Origin of the sequence: Escherichia sp. WS1265 (assembly GCF_046487585.1) — a bacterium.
Classification (GTDB): Bacteria; Pseudomonadota; Gammaproteobacteria; order Enterobacterales; family Enterobacteriaceae; genus Escherichia; species Escherichia coli.
In genome coordinates this window covers 1-22,605 of the sequence record NZ_JBJQJE010000002.1, presented here as the reverse complement: position 1 = coordinate 22,605, position 22,605 = coordinate 1, and the positions used below count along the sequence as shown (strand labels likewise).

Here is a 22,605-nt window from a genome sequence, read left to right as displayed (position 1 = left end):
CATTCCTCGCCTGTTTGCAACCGCGTAAGGTCATTCATCTGCATATGTGCTGCAACAATCTGGCGAGCAGACAAGCACACTCCCATGAGACGCAGCGCGCGTTATTCTACGTGAAAACGGATTAAACGGCAGGTTAAACCGAGTATCTTTGTGAATATTTTTTCACGTTAGTATCAAGTGGCTGTGAGGACGCGAAAAAATCCCCTTGCCCACCTGTAACACCGCGCTGAATCAGGGTCTGCCACTCGCTTCGCGAACGCACGCCGGTGGCGTAAACCTGGGTGCTGGTCCCGGAGCAGGCTTCCACCAGGCTTTGAACCAGCAGCTGGTTCTCCGTTCGCTTCTCAATGTTTCTGACCAGCCCCGGATGGAGCTTGAGTAACTCAACATTAAGTTCTTTGATCCAACTGGTGCTTACCAGCGTCAAACCAGCCTGGTTGACGGCTACCCGTACCCCTAAAGCATTCACTAAACGAATAACAGGTTGTAAGCGACTGATATGTTGACCTACATCGGCCTCTGCAAGTTCAATAATTATGCGTTTTCGTTGCGATCTTTCACATTGCATTAACGTATCTCGCAGCCAATGCTGAAAACGCGGGCGAATCAGCGACTCAACGGTAACCTGAATCGCCAGATTTTCCTCCGGCCAGTAATGCAATAGTGGAATCAGACGGCTGATTTGCAGGCGGTCATACTCTTCCGATAAGCCAAACTGCAAGACCATCGGCATATACTCCGCCGAGCTAACCTCTTCGTTACCATCGAAGATGCGGCACATGAGTTCGCGATGATGAACCTGACCTTCGCGAGTAACCGCCGGTTTTTGATAAAGGCGCGGGCCGCCGCGACTCAGCATTTGCTCGATAAGCGTACGCCAGCGAACATTACCGCGTCCTTTTTCAGGCAACGAGTCATCGTAAATAGCCCAGCTATTGCCGCCCTGCAATCCCGCATTACGCGTGGCAGACTCTGCATGTTCCATTACCTGCTCGGTATCCTGACCACTACGCCAGGCACAGATACCAATGTGGATCATATCGTCGCGATCGAGCATTTTATTGTTCGGCAAGGTATCGACGGCTTTGATTAACTGACTGGCTATGCTCTCAGCCTCTTTTAACGTCCGGTGCGGCAACAGCGCAGCAAAATCACTGCGGTGGTAACGCGCCAGCAGTGCGCCAGGATAGCGCATCATAAATGTCGACAGCAGATTCGTCAGAGTGAAGAACTGTTCTTCAACCTGGCTGTGCCCCCAGGTATCGCTCAACATATTGAAATCCGGTAGACGAATCATCATCACGATCCCGTGGGTACCTACTTTCTCCTGATCTTCCAGTAACGTTGCTAACTGATTATCGAAGAAGAGTCGGTTATTGAGGCCGGTTTTCATGTCCTGGGCGGCATAAGAGCGGATCAGCGTATCAAGACGGCTGTGTTGTTCGCGTGCGTTCTGAATTTCACGAAGCAGCGTATCCAGCGCACTGCTGGTTCTGGGCGGCCATTCATAGATGGTTCCCAACACATTAGAGCCACGCTCACCGTTTAAGATACGAGTAGCCCGGGTTTCCAGCAATTCTTGCCCGGCAAGTTGCCGTTGTAACCAGCGTACCGCCAGGAAGAGCATAAGAATGATAAAGCCAATCGCCCCCGTGAGCGGCGCGGTGGTCATCAACGAATGGAAATAGTTGCCCATCGGATCCTGATAAACCAGACGCAGCGACATCCCCGGATGCTTTATCAACGGAACGCTCAGTTCGCGAAACAGATCGCTGGTGCCAACCGGACGATAACTTCCATTTCTGGCGAGGGTATAAACCTGTTTATCACCATGCAGCAGGTCTACACGAACGATATCTGCCGACATCATTAATTCGGTAATTTGTGGCCTTAATGCGCTGAAGTCATTCGACACAAGGTGGGTATCAATTGCCGTCGCCACCGCCTGAACGCGATGACTAAACTTATACTGAATTGCATTGTAGAAACTTAGCGAACAGCCCAGCAAAGTCACAAAAATTGTTAACCCGGTGAGCAGCGTAACAAAGGCCGAAAATTTCGTCGTTAATCTCATCCTTGTGTTAACTCCGATAGTGAGGAAGCGGGCATACTAGCAAATCAGATTTATCTCGCAATTTATTGCGCTTCATCGGCTTTGCTTTTCCATTAGCGAGTATAGTCTTCAGAAATTATTTTCCAATCCATCATGCACATGAGGACCACTTATGCAGGCGTTACTTTTAGAACAGCAGGACGGCAAAACTCTCGCATCGGTACAGACTCTGGACGAAAGTCGCCTGCCGGAGGGCGATGTCACGGTTGATGTTCACTGGTCGAGCCTGAACTACAAAGATGCGCTGGCAATTACCGGTAAGGGAAAAATCATCCGTAATTTTCCGATGATTCCTGGGATCGATTTTGCCGGAACTGTACGCACCAGCGAAGATCCGCGTTTTCATGCCGGTCAGGAGGTATTACTCACTGGCTGGGGCGTTGGTGAAAACCACTGGGGTGGGCTGGCGGAGCAGGCGCGAGTGAAAGGTGACTGGCTGGTTGCCATGCCGCAAGGGCTGGACGCGCGTAAAGCAATGATTATCGGTACTGCCGGTTTTACCGCCATGCTGTGTGTGATGGCGCTGGAAGATGCCGGTGTTCGCCCGCAGGACGGCGAGATTGTCGTAACGGGTGCCAGTGGTGGCGTCGGCAGTACCGCCGTGGCGCTGCTGCATAAATTGAGTTATCAGGTCGTTGCCGTTTCCGGTCGCGAAAGTACCCATGAATATCTGAAAAGTTTAGGTGCCAGCCGTATTCTCCCTCGCGATGAGTTTGCCGAATCCCGTCCTCTGGAAAAACAACTCTGGGCTGGGGCAATTGACACCGTTGGCGACAAAGTGCTGGCGAAAGTGCTGGCGCAAATGAATTACGGCGGCTGCGTGGCGGCCTGTGGTCTGGCGGGTGGTTTTACTCTGCCAACCACGGTCATGCCATTTATTCTGCGTAATGTCCGTTTACAGGGGGTGGATTCAGTGATGACGCCACCAGCACGCCGCGCACAAGCCTGGCAGCGATTGGTCGCCGATTTACCGGAATCATTCTATACCCAGGCGGCAAAAGAGATATCTCTGGCAGAGGCACCGAAGTTTGCCGAGGCCATCATTAATAACCAGATCCAGGGGCGCACGCTGGTGAAGGTTAACTAACCATTTAGCAAGGATTAATAAGAGAGGGAACTCATTTTGAAACCATTATTCAATCGGTTAACGGGAAAAGCGGTTAGCCGGACAGCTTTCGTCGAACATCTTGGTCATGAAGTTGTACAACATCATCCAAACTGGAAAGTCATGATTTCGACTGACCATAAATTGATGCGCACTGTTACTCCACTAAACAGCCATTATTGATACGCCTCCGTCGCCTGTTAGGTTTATGGTGCTTTGCCTGGGCGACGCTACGCTTAACCTGTTACTGATTTCTGGTACCATGGGGTGAATAATCTGATTTTATTTGCCTACAAATTAACCACTCGAACGTATTTGATGCTGAGCATTGTCAGACGGTTGATTTTGCGTGCTTTAGCATTCACATCTATCCAGACGATGAAGTGAAAATTGCGTAATCCCCAGCAACCGCTGCGTAATGTCGTCTATCTTGTCGCGATCCTGGCATCCCTACATTATTTGTGGTCTGTGAAGATTATCTCATTGCAGCCCCTCATCTTCGCAGGGCTGGCTTTACAGCTTTTAGCCTTACGTTATAAGAAGTTCCGTCGATGATGGCGCTAATTTCGTGAATTGTGCGGCTTGTTGCAAATTACACGGTGTTGAAGGTTATTTACATGTTAGCTGTTGATTATCTTCCCTGATAAGACCAGTATTTAGCTGCCAATTGCTACGAAATCGTTATAATGTGCGACCTCGTCCTCCCTGACGCAGTTTTTGCGCTGCGGAAAAGGTGACATTGGCGCAACGAAGGTATATTTTGTTTTTTGCCGGAGGATAGCAGCAGATCGCTGCACAATGTCCGTCAAGTCTAACATTGACACTCTGGGGCAAAATAGACCGGCGTCCCGGCCTGCTGGAATTTATCGCTATGCATACAGCTGTCGGGGCATACGCTTTACAGACGGCGGTGAAACGCCTGTCACAATCACACTAAACAAAGAGTACGGAACCCACTCATGGATATTCGTAAGATTAAAAAACTGATCGAGCTGGTTGAAGAATCAGGCATCTCCGAACTGGAAATTTCTGAAGGCGAAGAGTCAGTACGCATTAGCCGTGCAGCTCCTGCCGCAAGTTTCCCTGTGATGCAACAAGCTTACGCTGCACCAATGATGCAGCAGCCAGCTCAATCTAACGCAGCCGCTCCGGCGACCGTTCCTTCAATGGAAGCGCCAGCAGCAGCGGAAATCAGTGGTCACATCGTACGTTCCCCGATGGTTGGTACTTTCTACCGCACCCCAAGCCCGGACGCGAAAGCGTTCATCGAAGTGGGTCAGAAAGTCAACGTGGGCGATACCCTGTGCATCGTTGAAGCCATGAAAATGATGAACCAGATCGAAGCGGACAAATCCGGTACCGTGAAAGCAATTCTGGTCGAAAGTGGACAACCGGTAGAATTTGACGAGCCGCTGGTCGTCATCGAGTAACGAGGCGAACATGCTGGATAAAATTGTTATTGCCAACCGCGGCGAGATTGCATTGCGTATTCTTCGTGCCTGTAAAGAACTGGGCATCAAGACTGTCGCTGTGCACTCCAGCGCGGATCGCGATCTAAAACACGTATTACTGGCAGATGAAACGGTCTGTATCGGCCCTGCTCCATCAGTAAAAAGTTATCTGAACATCCCGGCAATCATCAGCGCCGCTGAAATCACCGGCGCAGTAGCAATCCATCCGGGCTACGGCTTCCTCTCCGAAAACGCCAACTTTGCCGAGCAGGTTGAGCGCTCCGGCTTTATCTTCATCGGCCCGAAAGCAGAAACCATTCGCCTGATGGGCGACAAAGTATCCGCAATCGCGGCGATGAAAAAAGCGGGCGTTCCTTGCGTACCGGGTTCTGACGGCCCGCTGGGCGACGATATGGATAAAAACCGCGCCATTGCTAAACGCATTGGTTATCCGGTAATTATCAAAGCCTCCGGCGGCGGCGGCGGTCGCGGTATGCGCGTAGTGCGCGGCGACGCTGAACTGGCACAATCCATCTCCATGACCCGTGCGGAAGCGAAAGCTGCTTTCAGCAACGATATGGTTTACATGGAGAAATACCTGGAAAATCCTCGCCACGTCGAGATTCAGGTACTGGCTGACGGTCAGGGCAACGCTATCTATCTGGCGGAACGTGACTGCTCCATGCAGCGCCGCCACCAGAAAGTGGTCGAAGAAGCACCAGCACCGGGCATTACCCCGGAACTGCGTCGCTACATCGGCGAACGTTGCGCTAAAGCGTGTGTTGATATCGGCTATCGCGGTGCAGGTACTTTCGAGTTCCTGTTCGAAAACGGCGAGTTCTATTTCATCGAAATGAACACCCGTATTCAGGTAGAACACCCGGTTACTGAAATGATCACCGGCGTTGACCTGATCAAAGAACAGCTGCGTATCGCTGCCGGTCAACCGCTGTCGATAAAGCAAGAAGAAGTTCACGTTCGCGGCCATGCGGTGGAATGTCGTATCAACGCCGAAGATCCGAACACCTTCCTGCCAAGTCCGGGCAAAATCACCCGTTTCCACGCACCTGGCGGTTTTGGCGTACGTTGGGAGTCTCATATCTACGCGGGCTACACCGTACCGCCGTACTATGACTCAATGATCGGTAAGCTGATTTGCTACGGTGAAAACCGTGACGTGGCGATTGCCCGCATGAAGAATGCGCTGCAGGAGCTGATCATCGACGGTATCAAAACCAACGTTGATCTGCAGATCCGCATCATGAATGACGAGAACTTCCAGCATGGTGGCACTAACATCCACTATCTGGAGAAAAAACTCGGTCTTCAGGAAAAATAAGACTGCAAAAGCGTCAAAAGGCCGGATTTTCCGGCCTTTTTTATTACTGGGGATCGACAACCCCCATAAGGTACAATCCCCGCTTTCTTCACCCATCAGGGACAAAAAATGGACACTCGTTTTGTTCAGGCCCATAAAGAGGCGCGCTGGGCGCTGGGGCTGACCCTTTTGTATCTGGCGGTATGGTTAGTAGCCGCTTACTTACCTGGCGTTGCCCCCGGTTTTACCGGCTTTCCGCGCTGGTTTGAGATGGCCTGCATCCTGACGCCGCTGCTATTTATTGGACTGTGCTGGGCGATGGTGAAATTTATCTATCGCGATATCCCACTGGAGGATGACGATGCAGCTTGAAGTGATTCTACCGCTGGTCGCCTATCTGGTGGTGGTGTTCGGTATCTCTGTTTATGCGATGCGTAAACGGAGCACCGGCACCTTCCTTAATGAGTATTTCCTCGGCAGCCGCTCTATGGGCGGTATTGTGCTGGCGATGACGCTCACCGCGACCTATATCAGTGCCAGTTCGTTTATCGGCGGGCCTGGAGCTGCTTATAAATACGGCCTGGGTTGGGTATTACTGGCGATGATTCAGCTTCCTGCGGTCTGGCTTTCGCTTGGTATTCTCGGCAAGAAGTTCGCGATTCTTGCGCGCCGCTACAATGCGGTGACACTGAACGACATGCTGTTTGCCCGCTACCAGAGTCGTCTTTTGGTGTGGCTGGCGAGTTTGAGTTTGCTGGTCGCGTTTATTGGCGCGATGACCGTGCAGTTTATCGGCGGCGCGCGCCTGCTGGAAACCGCGGCGGGTATTCCTTATGAAACCGGGCTGCTGATTTTCGGTATCAGCATTGCGTTGTATACCGCCTTTGGTGGCTTTCGCGCCAGCGTGCTGAACGACACTATGCAAGGGCTGGTGATGCTGATTGGCACCATTGTGCTGCTTATTGGCGTGGTACATGCCGCAGGTGGCTTAAGCAACGCAGTAGAGACGTTGCAAACCATCGATCCGCAACTGGTTACGCCACAAGGCGCTGACGATATTCTGTCGCCTGCCTTTATGACGTCGTTCTGGGTACTGGTGTGCTTTGGCGTGATTGGCCTGCCGCATACTGCGGTGCGCTGTATCTCTTATAAAGACAGCAAAGCCGTACATCGGGGGATCATCATCGGTACGATTGTGGTCGCAATCCTGATGTTCGGTATGCACCTGGCCGGAGCGTTAGGTCGGGCGGTGATCCCCGATCTCACCGTACCGGACCTGGTGATCCCGACGTTAATGGTAAAAGTGTTGCCACCGTTTGCTGCCGGGATCTTCCTGGCTGCACCTATGGCTGCGATCATGTCGACGATCAATGCCCAGTTGCTGCAAAGTTCCGCTACGATCATTAAAGATCTCTATCTGAATATCCGTCCGGATCAAATGCAAAATGAGACGCGTCTGAAGCGGATGTCGGCGGTAATTACGTTAGTTCTCGGTGCGTTGCTGCTGCTTGCCGCCTGGAAGCCGCCAGAAATGATCATCTGGCTGAATTTGCTGGCCTTCGGTGGGCTGGAAGCCGTTTTCCTGTGGCCGCTGGTGCTGGGTCTTTACTGGGAACGCGCCAACGCCAAAGGCGCGCTAAGTGCGATGATCGTTGGCGGCGTACTGTATGCCGTACTCGCGACGCTGAATATTCAGTACCTGGGCTTCCACCCTATCGTGCCCTCGTTACTACTAAGTTTGCTGGCTTTCCTGGTCGGAAACCGTTTCGGTACACCCGTCCCGCAAGCTACCGTTTTGACTACTGATAAATAAAGAGTTTTGCCATGCCTTGGATCCAACTGAAACTGAACACTACCGGCGCGAACGCGGAAGATCTTAGCGATGCGCTGATGGAAGCGGGTGCCGTTTCTATCACTTTTCAGGATACCCACGATACGCCTGTATTTGAGCCGCTGCCGGGCGAAACGCGCCTGTGGGGCGACACCGATGTGATTGGTCTGTTCGATGCTGAAACCGATATGAACGACGTGGTGGCGATTCTGGAAAACCATCCGCTGCTCGGCGCAGGCTTCGCGCATAAAATCGAACAACTGGAAGATAAAGACTGGGAGCGCGAATGGATGGATAATTTCCACCCGATGCGCTTTGGTGAACGACTGTGGATCTGCCCAAGCTGGCGTGATGTGCCGGACGAAAACGCCGTCAACGTGATGTTAGACCCTGGGCTGGCGTTTGGTACGGGTACCCATCCAACTACCTCTCTGTGCCTGCAATGGCTCGACAGCCTCGATTTAACCGATAAAACAGTCATCGACTTTGGCTGTGGTTCCGGCATTCTGGCTATCGCGGCGCTGAAACTGGGTGCAGCAAAAGCCATTGGTATTGATATCGATCCGCAGGCGATCCAGGCCAGCCACGATAACGCCGAACGTAATGGCGTTTCTGATCGTCTGGAACTCTACTTACCGAAAGATCAGCCAGAAGAAATGAAAGCCGACGTGGTGGTCGCTAACATCCTTGCAGGCCCATTACGTGAACTGGCACCGTTAATCAGCGTCCTGCCAGTTTCAGGCGGTTTGCTGGGCCTTTCCGGTATTCTGGCAAGCCAGGCAGAGAGCGTTTGCGAAGCTTATGCCGACAGCTTCGCTCTGGACCCGGTCGTGGAAAAAGAAGAGTGGTGCCGCATTACCGGTCGTAAGAATTAACCTTCGCATCGCCGTATGGCGACGCAGAGCGAAGTGCGAGCGATGTCACAAAAGGCACGTTAATTTGCCGATTATTTACGCAAATTTGCGTGCCAAAATTTTCATTCATAAAGAAAAATTGAGAACTTACTCAAATTTCTTTGAGTGTAAATTTTAGTCAACATTTTCTAATATGATGATTTTTATGAGTAATTATCGCGCCACGCTCATTTTAAATGCAATTCTTTGATCCATCTCAGAGGATTGGTCAAAGTTTGGCCTTTCATCTCGTGCAAAAAATGCGTAATATACGCCGCCTTGCAGTCACAGTATGGTCATTTCTTAACTCATGCGCATCGGACAATATCAGCTCAGAAATCGCCTGATCGCAGCGCCCATGGCTGGCATTACAGACAGACCTTTTCGGACGTTGTGCTACGAGATGGGAGCCGGATTGACAGTATCCGAGATGATGTCTTCTAACCCACAGGTTTGGGAAAGCGACAAATCTCGTTTACGGATGGTGCACATTGATGAACCCGGTATTCGCACCGTGCAAATTGCTGGTAGCGATCCGAAAGAAATGGCAGATGCAGCACGTATTAACGTGGAAAGCGGTGCCCAGATTATTGATATCAATATGGGTTGCCCGGCTAAAAAAGTGAATCGCAAGCTCGCAGGTTCAGCCCTCTTGCAGTACCCGGATGTCGTTAAATCGATCCTTACCGAGGTCGTCAATGCAGTGGACGTTCCTGTTACCCTGAAAATTCGCACTGGCTGGGCACCGGAACACCGTAACTGCGAAGAGATTGCCCAACTGGCTGAAGACTGTGGCATTCAGGCTCTGACCATTCATGGCCGTACACGCGCCTGTTTGTTCAATGGAGAAGCTGAGTACGACAGTATTCGGGCAGTTAAGCAGAAAGTTTCCATTCCGGTTATCGCGAATGGCGACATTACTGACCCGCTTAAAGCCAGAGCTGTGCTCGACTATACAGGGGCGGATGCCCTGATGATAGGCCGCGCAGCTCAGGGAAGACCCTGGATCTTTCGGGAAATCCAGCATTATCTGGACACTGGGGAGTTGCTGCCCCCGCTGCCTTTGGCAGAGGTTAAGCGCTTGCTTTGCGCGCACGTTCGGGAACTGCATGACTTTTATGGTCCGGCAAAAGGGTACCGAATTGCACGTAAACACGTTTCCTGGTATCTCCAGGAACACGCTCCAAATGACCAGTTTCGGCGCACATTCAACGCCATTGAGGATGCCAGCGAACAGCTGGAGGCGTTGGAGGCATACTTCGAAAATTTTGCGTAAACAGAAATAAAGAGCTGACAGAACTATGTTCGAACAACGCGTAAATTCTGACGTACTGACCGTTTCTACCGTTAACTCTCAGGATCAGGTAACCCAAAAACCCCTGCGTGACTCGGTTAAACAGGCACTGAAGAACTATTTTGCTCAACTGAATGGTCAGGATGTGAATGACCTCTATGAGCTGGTACTGGCTGAAGTAGAACAGCCCCTGTTGGACATGGTGATGCAATACACCCGTGGTAACCAGACCCGTGCTGCGCTGATGATGGGCATCAACCGTGGTACGCTGCGTAAAAAATTGAAAAAATACGGCATGAACTAATTCAGGTTAGCTAAATGCTTGATTAAAAAGGCGCTACTCGGCATGGGGAAGCGCCTTTTTTATAGGTGTCACAAAGGGAGTGACCATGAGAACAGGATGTGAACCGACCCGGTTTGGTAATGAAGCTAAGACCATTATTCACGGTGATGCGCTTGCCGAACTTAAAAAGCTACCTACTGAAAGTGTCGATCTGATCTTTGCCGACCCACCGTATAACATCGGTAAAAATTTTGATGGTCTGATCGAAGCCTGGAAAGAAGATCTGTTTATCGACTGGCTGTTTGAAGTGATTGCAGAGTGCCACCGCGTTCTGAAAAAGCAGGGCAGCATGTACATCATGAACAGCACGGAAAACATGCCCTTTATCGATCTCCAGTGCCGCAAGCTTTTTACCATCAAAAGTCGCATCGTCTGGTCATATGACAGTTCTGGAGTGCAGGCGAAAAAACACTACGGCTCCATGTACGAACCCATCCTGATGATGGTGAAAGACGCAAAGAACTACACATTCAACGGTGATGCTATTCTGGTAGAAGCCAAAACCGGATCGCAGCGCGCGTTGATCGATTATCGCAAAAATCCTCCACAGCCTTACAATCATCAAAAAGTACCGGGTAACGTCTGGGATTTTCCGCGCGTGCGTTATTTGATGGATGAATATGAAAACCACCCGACACAAAAACCGGAAGCCTTACTGAAACGTATTATTCTCGCCTCTTCCAACCCAGGCGATATCGTTCTCGACCCGTTTGCCGGTAGCTTTACTACCGGTGCCGTAGCCGTCGCCAGCGGGCGAAAATTCATTGGTATTGAGATCAACAGCGAGTACATCAAAATGGGGCTTCGACGGCTGGATGTCACGTCGCATTACTCTGCGGAAGAACTGGCGAAAGTGAAAAAAAGAAAGACCGGCAACCTGTCAAAACGAAGCAGGTTAAGCGAAGTTGACCCCGATCTCATTGCAAAGTAAAGGAAGTGTAAGCCTGGTTTTCAGATTATTCATTTCGTGTATATTTCCTGCCAGACTTGGTTAAACATGCACAGGCTCAGGTAATGATTCGCAAGTATTGGTGGCTCGTCGTTTTCGCTGTCTTCGTTTTTCTGTTTGATACTTTACTGATGCAGTGGATTGAACTGCTGGCAACAGAAACAGACAAATGCCGCAATATGAACTCAGTTAATCCACTAAAACTGGTTAACTGTGACGAACTGGATTTTCAGGACAGAATGTGAATTTATATGACACTTAATTCATTCGCTTGATGAATTAATTTCGTTATGTTTTCATCTGGCATGAACATTCTTAATACGTTATCGACCAGTGCGGGTGCTTGTTTATAAAGATCATAACCCGCCATATTCATTAACCAGTTTTGAACAATTCCGCTGAAGGCACCATCAATAATAATCATCACAACATCTAAATCGAGATTATTTGCTATACAACCTTGTTGCTGACATGCCTGCAATACTTCGCGGAGAGTCTGCGGATTAAAACCCATCTTTTCGCGTATCACTCCCTCTGCCAGCATCTCATCATTAAATTCACATTTGTGATATAAGATTTTCAGCAACGCCTGCTGGCGGGGAATTTTGGCAATATATTGCAAGCCAACAATCAATTTTTCACGCAATTGCTGAAACGGGTCATGCTCTAACCCAGCAGTCAAGTGATCCTGGATTAACTCCCGCAAGAAGGCTGTTGCAACCACATCTCATTAAACAGTTGGGTCTTGTTCTCGAAGTGCCAGTAGATAGCGCCACGCGTAACGTTAGCGGCGTCGGCAATGTCGTTGAGCGTCGTCTTGCTTACGCCATGCTGCGCAAACTGGGCGATGGCAGTTTCAATCAGTTCTTGCCGGGTCTTCAGGGCTTCAGCTTTGGTTCTTTTTGCCATGATTAATTATTCAGGAAATAAATATATTCGACACAGGATGAGAAAATAGCGAAGGTTAATCTATCACCTAATGTGTATTTATACGAGAGGCTAATATTGAGTTACTATAAATCGTCAAATAAATAACACTTATTATTTACTTAAAATACATTCACTCTATAAATATATATTTCAATTTACGAGGATTTGATTCTACCTCTTTCAACCCGCGTCAAAATAAAACAGTAGAATATTAATCTTTTTTTGTGTTTATATGCCTTGAGACGCCAGTATTCATAACTATTCCTTACATCGACGAATGATAATTTGTAGGATAGCGAACTGTATTTTTCTTTCTGCGAGTTAACGCGTTGCCTTTTTGGGTAAATAACGCGCTTTTGGTTTTTTGAGGAATAGTAATGACGAAACATGCCAGGTTTTTCCTCCTGCCCTCCTTTATTCTGATCTCCGCGGCTTTAATCGCCGGTTGTAACGATAAGGGAGAAGAGAAAGCTCACGTCGGTGAACCGCAGGTTACCGTTCATATTGTGAAAACGGCCCCGTTAGAAGTTAAGACTGAATTACCAGGCCGCACCAATGCTTACCGTATAGCCGAAGTTCGCCCACAGGTTAGCGGGATCGTACTGAGTCGCAATTTCACTGAAGGCAGCGATGTGCAAGCAGGCCAGTCTCTGTACCAGATCGATCCCGCGACCTATCAGGCAAGTTATGACAGCGCGAAAGGCGAACTGGCGAAAAGTGAAGCCGCCGCCGCCATCGCGCATTTGACGGTAAAACGTTACGTTCCGCTCGTGGGTACGAAATACATCAGTCAGCAGGAGTACGACCAGGCCATTGCTGATGCTCGCCAGGCCGATGCCGCCGTGATTGCCGCAAAAGCCACGGTCGAAAGCGCTCGCATCAATCTCGCTTATACCAAAGTGACTGCGCCAATTAGTGGACGTATCGGCAAATCGACTGTGACCGAAGGCGCTCTTGTCACTAATGGGCAAACGACCGAACTGGCGACTGTCCAGCAGCTCGATCCTATCTACGTTGATGTGACCCAATCCAGCAACGATTTTATGAGGCTGAAGCAATCCGTAGAGCAAGGAAATCTGCATAAGGAAAACGCCGCCAGCAACGTAGAGTTGGTCATGGAGAACGGTCAAACCTATCCCCTGAAAGGTACTCTTCAATTCTCCGATGTTACCGTTGATGAAAGCACCGGCTCCATAACCCTACGTGCCGTCTTCCCTAACCCGCAACATACGCTTTTACCTGGTATGTTTGTGCGCGCACGGATTGATGAAGGCGTCCAATCTGATGCCATTCTTATCCCGCAACAAGGCGTTAGCCGCACACCGCGTGGTGATGCAACCGTGCTGATTGTTAACGATAAAAGTCAGGTTGAAGCGCGCCCTGTCGTTGCCAGCCAGGCGATTGGCGATAAATGGTTGATTAGCGAAGGGCTGAAATCTGGCGATCAAGTCATTGTCAGCGGCCTGCAAAAAGCGCGTCCGGGAGAGCAGGTTAAAGCCACTACCGATACCCCCGCAGATTCTGCATCGAAGTAAGGCAATCTGACATGGCAAACTTTTTTATTCGACGACCGATATTTGCATGGGTGCTGGCCATTATTCTGATGATGGCGGGCGCACTGGCGATCCTACAATTGCCCGTCGCTCAGTATCCAACCATTGCACCGCCTGCGGTTTCTGTTTCAGCAAACTATCCGGGCGCTGATGCGCAGACCGTGCAGGATACGGTGACGCAGGTTATCGAACAGAATATGAACGGTATCGATAACCTGATGTATATGTCCTCCACCAGCGATTCCGCCGGTAGCGTGACAATTACCCTTACCTTCCAGTCCGGGACCGATCCAGATATCGCGCAAGTGCAGGTGCAGAACAAACTCCAGCTCGCCATGCCGTTGCTGCCGCAGGAGGTTCAGCAGCAGGGGATCAGTGTTGAAAAGTCCAGTAGCAGCTATTTGATGGTGGCGGGCTTTGTCTCTGATAACCCAGGCACCACACAGGACGATATATCGGACTATGTGGCCTCTAACGTTAAAGATACGCTTAGCCGTCTGAATGGCGTCGGTGACGTACAGCTTTTCGGCGCACAGTATGCGATGCGTATCTGGTTGGACGCCGATCTGCTAAACAAATATAAACTGACGCCGGTTGATGTGATTAACCAGTTGAAGGTACAGAACGATCAGATCGCTGCCGGACAGTTGGGCGGAACGCCAGCGTTACCAGGGCAACAGTTGAACGCCTCGATTATTGCTCAGACGCGGTTAAAAAATCCGGAAGAATTCGGCAAAGTGACCTTGCGCGTAAACAGTGACGGCTCGGTGGTACGCCTGAAAGATGTCGCACGGGTTGAACTTGGCGGTGAAAACTATAACGTTATCGCTCGCATCAACGGTAAACCGGCGGCGGGCCTGGGGATTAAGCTGGCAACCGGCGCGAATGCTCTCGATACCGCGAAAGCCATTAAGGCAAAACTGGCGGAATTACAGCCATTCTTCCCGCAGGGAATGAAGGTTCTCTACCCTTATGACACCACACCATTCGTCCAGCTTTCTATTCACGAAGTGGTAAAAACGCTGTTCGAAGCCATTATGCTGGTGTTCCTGGTGATGTATCTGTTCTTGCAGAATATGCGAGCAACGCTGATCCCCACCATTGCGGTACCCGTGGTGTTGTTAGGGACGTTTGCCATCCTCGCCGCTTTTGGTTACTCCATCAACACACTAACGATGTTCGGGATGGTGCTTGCCATCGGGCTGCTCGTCGATGATGCGATAGTGGTGGTGGAGAACGTCGAGCGCGTGATGATGGAGGATAAGCTCCCGCCAAAAGAAGCGACGGAAAAATCAATGTCGCAAATCCAGGGCGCACTGGTGGGTATCGCGATGGTGCTGTCAGCGGTATTTATTCCAATGGCATTCTTCGGCGGTTCTACTGGGGCAATTTACCGCCAGTTCTCTATCACCATCGTTTCGGCAATGGCGCTTTCTGTTCTGGTGGCATTGATTCTTACCCCAGCGTTATGTGCAACACTGCTCAAACCCGTCTCTGCTGAGCATCACGAAAATAAGGGCGGTTTCTTCGGCTGGTTTAATACCACCTTCGATCATAGCGTTAACCACTACACCAACAGCGTCGGCAAAATCCTCGGTTCCACAGGACGATATTTACTGATCTATGCACTAATTGTTGCTGGAATGGTGGTGTTGTTTTTACGTCTTCCGTCTTCCTTCTTACCTGAAGAGGATCAGGGTGTCTTTCTGACTATGATTCAGTTACCCGCTGGCGCGACGCAAGAGCGAACGCAAAAAGTGTTGGATCAAGTGACGGATTACTATCTGAAGAACGAGAAAGCGAACGTAGAAAGTGTCTTTACGGTTAACGGCTTTAGCTTCAGCGGCCAGGCACAAAACGCCGGTATGGCTTTCGTCAGTCTGAAACCGTGGGAAGAGCGTAGCGGTGACGAAAACAGTGCGGAAGCGGTAATCCATCGTGCCAAAATGGAATTGGGCAAGATCCGCGACGGTTTTGTCATTCCATTCAATATGCCAGCCATTGTTGAACTGGGCACGGCAACGGGTTTCGACTTTGAGTTAATTGATCAGGCTGGGCTGGGTCATGATGCCCTGACCCAGGCCCGTAACCAGTTGCTTGGCATGGCGGCGCAACATCCTGCCAGCTTAGTCAGCGTGCGTCCTAATGGTCTGGAAGACACCGCGCAGTTTAAACTGGAAGTTGACCAGGAAAAGGCGCAGGCATTAGGTGTTTCACTTTCTGACATCAATCAGACCATTTCAACGGCGTTGGGTGGGACTTACGTTAACGACTTCATTGACCGTGGTCGCGTGAAAAAGGTGTATGTTCAGGCGGATGCCAAATTCCGTATGCTGCCAGAAGATGTCGATAAACTTTATGTCCGCAGCGCCAACGGCGAAATGGTGCCATTCTCGGCCTTTACCACTGCACATTGGGTGTATGGCTCTCCGCGACTGGAGCGCTACAACGGTCTGCCGTCAATGGAGATTCAGGGGGAAGCCGCGCCAGGAACCAGTTCCGGCGATGCCATGGCGTTGATGGAAAACCTTGCATCACAATTACCAGCTGGCATTGGTTATGACTGGACGGGTATGTCATATCAGGAACGCTTATCGGGAAACCAGGCTCCCGCTCTGGTAGCAATTTCCTTTGTGGTTGTTTTCCTGTGCCTTGCTGCACTCTATGAAAGCTGGTCAATTCCTGTCTCGGTTATGTTGGTCGTGCCGTTAGGGATTGTCGGCGTGCTACTGGCGGCGACACTCTTTAATCAAAAAAATGACGTCTACTTTATGGTGGGCTTGCTAACGACAATTGGCTTGTCGGCTAAAAACGCTATTTTGATTGTTGAGTTCGCTAAAGATCTCATGGAGAAAGAGGGTAAAGGTGTTGTTGAAGCGACACTGATGGCAGTACGTATGCGTCTGCGTCCTATCCTGATGACCTCTCTCGCCTTTATTCTCGGCGTATTACCGCTAGCTATCAGTAACGGTGCCGGCAGTGGCGCGCAGAACGCAGTGGGTATCGGGGTAATGGGCGGGATGGTTTCTGCAACGTTGCTGGCAATCTTCTTCGTGCCGGTGTTCTTTGTGGTGATCCGCCGTTGCTTTAAAGGATAAATCAGAAACATAAAGGCACTTTCGGGTGCCTTTATTATTTCCAGTGAAACCCATAAAAATTAATAAGATATTCCTCTACTCACTTTTTAAAAACTTTCTATAGTTCCCGCTCCCTTCACTATTTTTACAATTCACATAATTTGTCATTATTCATTCCGCAAGATTTATAACCTCCAGTGATAAAATGGCATTCAGCTCGTTAATAAGAGAGTTAACTTATTAAGCGTTAGCGTTTATTACTGAGGTAACACCATGAAAAGATTAATTCCTGTGGCATTGCTCACCGCATTGCTGGCGGGCTGTGCTCACGATTCGCCCTGCGTTCCGGTTTATGACGATCAGGGTCGACTGGTTCACACTAATACCTGTATGAAAGGCACGACTCAGGATAACTGGGAAACGGCTGGGGCTATTGCTGGCGGGGCAGCAGCTGTTGCTGGCCTGACGATGGGGATCATCGCGCTGTCGAAATAACTGAACAGAGCGCGGAGTACCGCGCTCTGTTTAACGATACAGTATCTCACCATAAGATAAAATATTGCTATATTCTGCTGGCTAATTCCCTGCTGATTTAGCATGTTATATCGCGTTATTTCGCTGCTTTCGAAATAACGCATCAATTTAATTTTCACACTTCACACCAGAATTATACTCACGCTAACAATCATTATTCTGCTTAGTAAAAAACGCGTAAATATTTTGCGCCAAAATGTGGCGCATGTTTCATTTTCGCACCATTGCGGGGCGCTGTTTTTATTATTTCCTGTCTACACTCAGCTTATTGCGACGCGAAATCGTGCGCAAAAACTGGCACTACTTTTGCTTATAAGAGGATGGCCACAGACAGGTAAAAGACGTTTCCCAAACGTCCTATAACGATAATTTTCGCCTCACAGGAAGCATTATGAAAAAGATGATGATAGCCACACTGGCTGCCGCCAGCGTGCTGCTTGCCGTTGCAAATCAGGCGCATGCTGGCGCGACGCTTGATGCCGTTCAGAAAAAAGGTTTTGTGCAATGCGGGATCAGTGATGGATTACCTGGGTTCTCTTATGCCGATGCTGACGGTAAGTTTTCAGGTATTGATGTAGATGTTTGTCGTGGTGTTGCGGCAGCTGTATTTGGTGACGACACGAAAGTGAAATATACCCCGCTCACTGCAAAAGAACGCTTCACGGCTTTACAGTCAGGGGAGGTGGATTTGCTCTCCCGTAATACGACCTGGACTTCATCTCGCGATGCCGGGATGGGAATGGCATTTACTGGCGTCACTTATTACGACGGCATTGGCTTCCTGACGCACGATAAAGCGGGGCTAAAAAGCGCGAAAGAACTGGATGGCGCTACCGTCTGTATTCAGGCGGGTACTGATACCGAACTCAATGTTGCTGATTACTTCAAGGCAAACAATATGAAGTACACACCAGTGACTTTCGATCGCTCTGACGAATCAGCGAAGGCACTGGAATCTGGTCGCTGCGATACGTTGGCCTCGGATCAATCACAACTGTATGCCCTGCGCATCAAATTAAGCAACCCAGCTGAATGGATTGTCTTACCGGAAGTTATCTCTAAAGAACCGCTTGGGCCGGTAGTTCGTCGTGGCGATGATGAATGGTTCTCAATTGTACGCTGGACGCTTTTCGCCATGCTGAATGCTGAAGAGATGGGCGTTAACTCGCAAAACGTCGATGAAAAAGCGGCTAATCCAGCAACGCCCGATATGGCACATCTGCTGGGTAAAGAGGGCGATTACGGCAAGGATCTGAAGCTGGATAATAAATGGGCTTACAACATCATCAAACAGGTGGGTAACTACTCGGAAATTTTTGAGCGTAACGTAGGTTCAGAAAGCCCGCTGAAAATTAAACGTGGGCAAAATAATCTCTGGAATAACGGCGGTATTCAGTACGCGCCGCCCGTGCGTTAAGTCGGTGTGAGGTAACGAGCGTCGCTACGGCGGCGCTCTCTTCAGCGTTATGCTTTCCGAGGTTTCTATGTCTCATCGCCGCTCAACCGTTAAAGGCTCACTCTCCTTTGCCAACCCTACGGTTCGCGCCTGGTTATTCCAGATCTTTGCCGTTGTTGCTGTTGTCGGAATTGTTGGTTGGCTATTTCACAACACTGTGACGAATCTCAGTAATCGTGGCATTACTTCAGGTTTTGCCTTTCTGGATCGCGGCGCTGGCTTCGGTATTGTCCAGCATTTGATCGATTACCAGCAGGGTGATACCTACGGACGCGTTTTCATTGTTGGCTTACTCAATACGCTACTGGTTTCTGCATTGTGTATTGTATTCGCTTCTGTTCTGGGCTTCTTTATCGGTCTGGCGCGACTTTCGGATAACTGGCTGCTACGAAAGCTTTCCACAATTTATATTGAGATCTTCCGTAATATTCCGCCGCTGCTGCAAATCTTCTTCTGGTACTTTGCCGTGTTGCGCAATTTGCCCGGACCACGCCAGGCAGTGAGTGCGTTTGATCTGGCCTTTTTGAGCAATCGTGGGCTTTATATTCCATCGCCGCAGCTGGGAGACGGATTTATTGCGTTTATCGTGACTGTTGTTATTGCTATAGCCATTTCTGTTGGACTATTCCGTTTTAATAAAACGTACCAGATAAAGACCGGACAATTGCGCCGAACCTGGCCGGTCGCCGTTATGTTGATCATAGGTTTGCCTTTACTGGCGCAATGGCTTTTTGGCGCAGCACTACACTGGGATGTTCCAGCCCTACGAGGCTTTAACTTCCGTGGCGGGATGGTTTTAATTCCTGAACTGGCAGCCTTAACGCTGGCGCTTTCGGTTTATACCTCTGCATTTATCGCCGAGATTATCCGCGCTGGGATCCAGGCAGTGCCTTATGGTCAACATGAAGCGGCTCGGTCACTGGGATTACCCAATCCGGTTACGCTACGCCAGGTCATTATTCCCCAGGCACTGCGAGTGATTATTCCGCCGTTAACCAGCCAGTATCTCAACATCGTCAAAAACTCCTCTCTTGCCGCCGCGATTGGCTATCCGGATATGGTTTCGCTGTTTGCTGGCACCGTGCTGAACCAGACGGGGCAAGCCATCGAGACGATAGCCATGACCATGTCGGTCTATCTGATTATCAGCCTGACTATCTCGCTGCTGATGAATATCTATAACCGCCGCATCGCGATCGTTGAACGCTAAGGAGTCATGATGACAAAAGTATTGCTGTCTCATCCCCCGCGCCCGGCGAGCCATAACTCAAGCCGCGCGATGGTGTGGGTGCGAAAAAATCTGTTCTCCAGCTGGAGCAATAGCCTGCTGACTATTGGCTGCATATGGTTGATGTGGGAACTGATTCCACCGTTGCTGAACTGGGCATTTTTGCAGGCTAACTGGGTTGGCTCAACGCGTACCGACTGCACAAAAGCCGGTGCCTGTTGGGTCTTCATCCACGAACGATTTGGTCAGTTTATGTATGGGCTTTACCCACACGACCAACGCTGGCGAATTAACCTCGCATTACTGATTGGGCTTGTGTCGATCGCACCAATGTTCTGGAAAATACTCCCGAATCGCGGTCGCTATATTGCGGTATGGGCGGTGATTTACCCACTGATTGTCTGGTGGCTGATGTATGGCGGGTTTCTTGGTCTTGAGCGGGTTGAAACCCGGCAATGGGGCGGGCTGACGCTAACTTTAATTATTGCATCAGTTGGGATTGCGGGGGCGCTGCCGTGGGGGATCTTACTGGCGTTAGGTCGCCGCTCCCATATGCCGATTGTGCGTATCTTATCGGTCATTTTTATCGAGTTCTGGCGCGGTGTACCGCTGATTACCGTTCTGTTTATGTCTTCGGTCATGCTGCCGTTGTTTATGGCAGAAGGCACCAGTATCGACAAATTGATCCGCGCGCTGGTTGGCGTGATCCTGTTTCAGTCAGCATATGTTGCGGAAGTCGTGCGAGGCGGATTACAGGCGCTGCCTAAAGGGCAATATGAAGCGGCAGAGTCGCTGGCGTTGGGTTACTGGAAAACCCAGGGGCTGGTTATTCTGCCACAGGCGTTGAAGCTGGTGATTCCTGGGCTGGTAAATACCATCATCGCACTCTTCAAAGATACCAGCCTGGTGATCATCATCGGGTTGTTCGATCTTTTCAGTAGCGTTCAGCAGGCAACCGTTGATCCCGCCTGGTTGGGTATGTCGACGGAAGGGTATGTTTTCGCCGCACTGATCTACTGGATCTTCTGTTTCAGCATGTCACGTTATAGCCAACATCTGGAAAAACGTTTTAACACCGGGCGTACACCGCATTGAGGACACTATGAGCCAAATTTTACTGCAACCTGCTAACGCGATGATTACGCTGGAAAACGTCAATAAATGGTATGGGCAATTCCATGTTTTGAAAAATATAAATTTAACCGTGCAACCGGGAGAACGGATCGTTCTGTGTGGCCCTTCTGGTTCCGGTAAATCGACAACCATTCGTTGTATTAATCATCTGGAAGAACATCAACAGGGACGGATCGTGGTGGATGGCATCGAACTTAATGAAGATATCCGCAATATTGAGCGCGTCAGGCAGGAAGTGGGAATGGTCTTTCAGCATTTCAATCTCTTCCCTCATCTGACCGTTCTACAGAACTGTGCCCTGGCACCGATTTGGGTACGCAAGATGCCTAAGAAAGAGGCTGAAGATCTGGCGTTGCATTACCTTGAGCGGGTGAGAATTGCCGAACATGCCCAGAAGTTTCCCGGACAGATTTCTGGTGGTCAGCAGCAACGCGTTGCCATAGCACGTTCACTTTGTATGAAACCAAAGATCATGCTATTTGATGAACCTACGTCAGCGCTCGATCCGGAGATGGTGAAAGAAGTGCTGGATACGATGATTGGGCTGGCGCAGTCGGGTATGACAATGTTGTGTGTAACACATGAGATGGGGTTTGCACGAACCGTCGCTGACAGGGTGATTTTTATGGATCGTGGGGAGATAGTGGAACAAGCTGCACCGGATGAGTTTTTTGCGCATCCTAAATCAGAGCGTACGAGGGCATTTTTATCGCAGGTGATCCATTAATTGAATGTTAGTTCGAAAAGCAAAAAGGCCATCCTTTCGGATGGCCTTTCGCTTGATTTGATGTCTGGCAGTTTATGGCGGGCGTCCTGCCCGCCACCCTCCGGGCCGTTGCTTCGCAACGTTCAAATCCGCTCCCGGCGGATTTGTCCTACTCGGGAGAGTGTTCACCGACAAACAACAAATAAAACAAAAGGCCCAGTCTTCCGACTGAGCCTTTTGTTTTATTTGATGTCTGGCAGTTCCCTACTCTCGCATGGGGAGACCCCACACTACCATCGGCGCTACGGCGTTTCACTTCTGAGTTCGGCATGGGATCAGGTGGGACCACCGCGCTACTGCCGCCAGACAAATTCTTTTCTAATCTGCCGAACTTTAACCTAAAAAGTGGTGCTGATACCCAGAGTCGAACTGGGGACCTCACCCTTACCAAGGGTGCGCTCTACCAACTGAGCCATATCAGCACGCTAAATTTGATGCCTGGCAGTTCCCTACTCTCGCATGGGGAGACCCCACACTACCATCGGCGCTACGGCGTTTCACTTCTGAGTTCGGCATGGGGTCAGGTGGGACCACCGCGCTAAGGCCGCCAGGCAAATTCTGTTTCATCAGACCGCTTCTGCGTTCTGATTTAATCTGTATCAGGCTGAAAATCTTCTCTCAATCCGCCAA

18 protein-coding genes, 1 tRNA gene, 2 rRNA genes and 1 pseudogene are annotated in these 22,605 nt (G+C 50.0%); 17 read left to right on the top strand and 5 right to left on the bottom strand.

Annotation, left to right across the window (positions count from 1 at the left end; genetic code table 11):
• Positions 1–133 precede the first annotated feature (133 nt).
• Positions 134–2,074, bottom strand: coding sequence for an RNase E specificity factor CsrD (gene csrD, locus ACJHX3_RS02445; protein WP_094308706.1), 1,941 nt, complete (start codon positions 2,072–2,074; stop codon positions 134–136).
• Between the two features lie 151 nt (positions 2,075–2,225).
• On the opposite strand from csrD, the gene ACJHX3_RS02440 reads away from it, so the two are divergent.
• From ACJHX3_RS02440 to ACJHX3_RS02395, 10 genes are all read left to right on the top strand, one after another.
• Positions 2,226–3,200, top strand: coding sequence for an MDR family oxidoreductase (locus ACJHX3_RS02440; RefSeq protein WP_001148482.1), 975 nt, complete (start codon positions 2,226–2,228; stop codon positions 3,198–3,200).
• A 977-nt stretch (positions 3,201–4,177) separates the two neighbouring features.
• On the top strand, positions 4,178–4,648 hold the full coding sequence (gene accB, locus ACJHX3_RS02435; RefSeq protein WP_000354622.1) for an acetyl-CoA carboxylase biotin carboxyl carrier protein: 471 nt from the start codon (positions 4,178–4,180) through the stop codon (positions 4,646–4,648).
• A 10-nt stretch (positions 4,649–4,658) separates the two neighbouring features.
• On the top strand, positions 4,659–6,008 hold the full coding sequence (gene accC, locus ACJHX3_RS02430) for an acetyl-CoA carboxylase biotin carboxylase subunit (protein WP_000884639.1): 1,350 nt from the start codon (positions 4,659–4,661) through the stop codon (positions 6,006–6,008).
• A 108-nt stretch (positions 6,009–6,116) separates the two neighbouring features.
• On the top strand, positions 6,117–6,359 hold the full coding sequence (locus tag ACJHX3_RS02425; RefSeq protein WP_000381170.1) for a YhdT family protein: 243 nt from the start codon (positions 6,117–6,119) through the stop codon (positions 6,357–6,359).
• Complete coding sequence (gene panF / locus ACJHX3_RS02420; protein ID WP_001175706.1) at positions 6,349–7,800, top strand: sodium/pantothenate symporter; 1,452 nt, start codon at positions 6,349–6,351, stop codon at positions 7,798–7,800. The genes ACJHX3_RS02425 and panF overlap by 11 nt, the downstream gene beginning before the upstream one ends.
• A gap of 11 nt (positions 7,801–7,811) precedes the next feature.
• Positions 7,812–8,693: a 50S ribosomal protein L11 methyltransferase gene (gene prmA / locus ACJHX3_RS02415; protein WP_094321972.1), complete on the top strand. Its 882-nt coding sequence runs from the start codon at positions 7,812–7,814 to the stop codon at positions 8,691–8,693.
• A 328-nt stretch (positions 8,694–9,021) separates the two neighbouring features.
• Positions 9,022–9,987 (top strand): tRNA dihydrouridine synthase DusB, encoded by a 966-nt coding sequence (gene dusB / locus ACJHX3_RS02410; protein ID WP_001219652.1) that lies wholly within the window; start codon positions 9,022–9,024, stop codon positions 9,985–9,987.
• Between the two features lie 25 nt (positions 9,988–10,012).
• Entirely contained in the window at positions 10,013–10,309 is a 297-nt protein-coding gene (gene fis / locus ACJHX3_RS02405) for a DNA-binding transcriptional regulator Fis (RefSeq protein ID WP_000462905.1), read from the top strand.
• A gap of 85 nt (positions 10,310–10,394) precedes the next feature.
• Positions 10,395–11,279 (top strand): adenine-specific DNA-methyltransferase, encoded by an 885-nt coding sequence (gene yhdJ, locus ACJHX3_RS02400; RefSeq protein ID WP_033560578.1) that lies wholly within the window; start codon positions 10,395–10,397, stop codon positions 11,277–11,279.
• Between the two features lie 83 nt (positions 11,280–11,362).
• Positions 11,363–11,542, top strand: coding sequence for a DUF2556 family protein (locus ACJHX3_RS02395; RefSeq protein ID WP_001389431.1), 180 nt, complete (start codon positions 11,363–11,365; stop codon positions 11,540–11,542).
• Positions 11,543–11,544: 2 nt separating this feature from the next.
• Here the strand turns inward: ACJHX3_RS02395 and acrS are convergent.
• Positions 11,545–12,206 (bottom strand): annotated as a pseudogene (gene acrS / locus ACJHX3_RS02390) (multidrug efflux transporter transcriptional repressor AcrS).
• A gap of 398 nt (positions 12,207–12,604) precedes the next feature.
• Between acrS and acrE the strand changes: the two are divergent.
• The 7 genes from acrE to ACJHX3_RS02355 all read left to right on the top strand — a co-directional run bounded on the left by acrE (position 12,605) and on the right by ACJHX3_RS02355 (position 21,936).
• Positions 12,605–13,762 (top strand): multidrug efflux RND transporter periplasmic adaptor subunit AcrE, encoded by a 1,158-nt coding sequence (gene acrE / locus ACJHX3_RS02385; RefSeq protein WP_000160358.1) that lies wholly within the window; start codon positions 12,605–12,607, stop codon positions 13,760–13,762.
• Between the two features lie 11 nt (positions 13,763–13,773).
• Positions 13,774–16,878, top strand: coding sequence for a multidrug efflux RND transporter permease subunit AcrF (gene acrF, locus ACJHX3_RS02380; RefSeq protein WP_024046369.1), 3,105 nt, complete (start codon positions 13,774–13,776; stop codon positions 16,876–16,878).
• A gap of 252 nt (positions 16,879–17,130) precedes the next feature.
• On the top strand, positions 17,131–17,352 hold the full coding sequence (locus ACJHX3_RS02375; RefSeq protein ID WP_000825639.1) for a membrane protein: 222 nt from the start codon (positions 17,131–17,133) through the stop codon (positions 17,350–17,352).
• A gap of 430 nt (positions 17,353–17,782) precedes the next feature.
• Positions 17,783–18,808, top strand: a complete 1,026-nt coding sequence (locus tag ACJHX3_RS02370) for an amino acid ABC transporter substrate-binding protein (RefSeq protein WP_000738584.1) — start codon at positions 17,783–17,785, stop codon at positions 18,806–18,808.
• Between the two features lie 67 nt (positions 18,809–18,875).
• Complete coding sequence (locus ACJHX3_RS02365; RefSeq protein ID WP_001389430.1) at positions 18,876–20,057, top strand: amino acid ABC transporter permease; 1,182 nt, start codon at positions 18,876–18,878, stop codon at positions 20,055–20,057.
• 9 nt (positions 20,058–20,066) lie between these two features.
• On the top strand, positions 20,067–21,170 hold the full coding sequence (locus ACJHX3_RS02360) for an amino acid ABC transporter permease (RefSeq protein ID WP_001309793.1): 1,104 nt from the start codon (positions 20,067–20,069) through the stop codon (positions 21,168–21,170).
• A 7-nt stretch (positions 21,171–21,177) separates the two neighbouring features.
• The gene (locus tag ACJHX3_RS02355) at positions 21,178–21,936 is read left to right on the top strand and encodes an amino acid ABC transporter ATP-binding protein (protein WP_094321970.1); all 759 of its coding nucleotides are present in this window, start codon (positions 21,178–21,180) and stop codon (positions 21,934–21,936) included.
• Between the two features lie 230 nt (positions 21,937–22,166).
• Here ACJHX3_RS02355 and rrf (ACJHX3_RS02350) read toward each other — a convergent pair.
• The 3 genes from rrf (ACJHX3_RS02350) to rrf (ACJHX3_RS02340) all read right to left on the bottom strand — a co-directional run bounded on the left by rrf (ACJHX3_RS02350) (position 22,167) and on the right by rrf (ACJHX3_RS02340) (position 22,527).
• Positions 22,167–22,282: ribosomal RNA gene (gene rrf, locus ACJHX3_RS02350) — 5S ribosomal RNA — on the bottom strand.
• 39 nt (positions 22,283–22,321) lie between these two features.
• Positions 22,322–22,397 (bottom strand) — tRNA-Thr (locus ACJHX3_RS02345).
• 14 nt (positions 22,398–22,411) lie between these two features.
• Positions 22,412–22,527, bottom strand: a 5S ribosomal RNA gene (gene rrf, locus ACJHX3_RS02340).
• Positions 22,528–22,605: the final 78 nt, after the last annotated feature.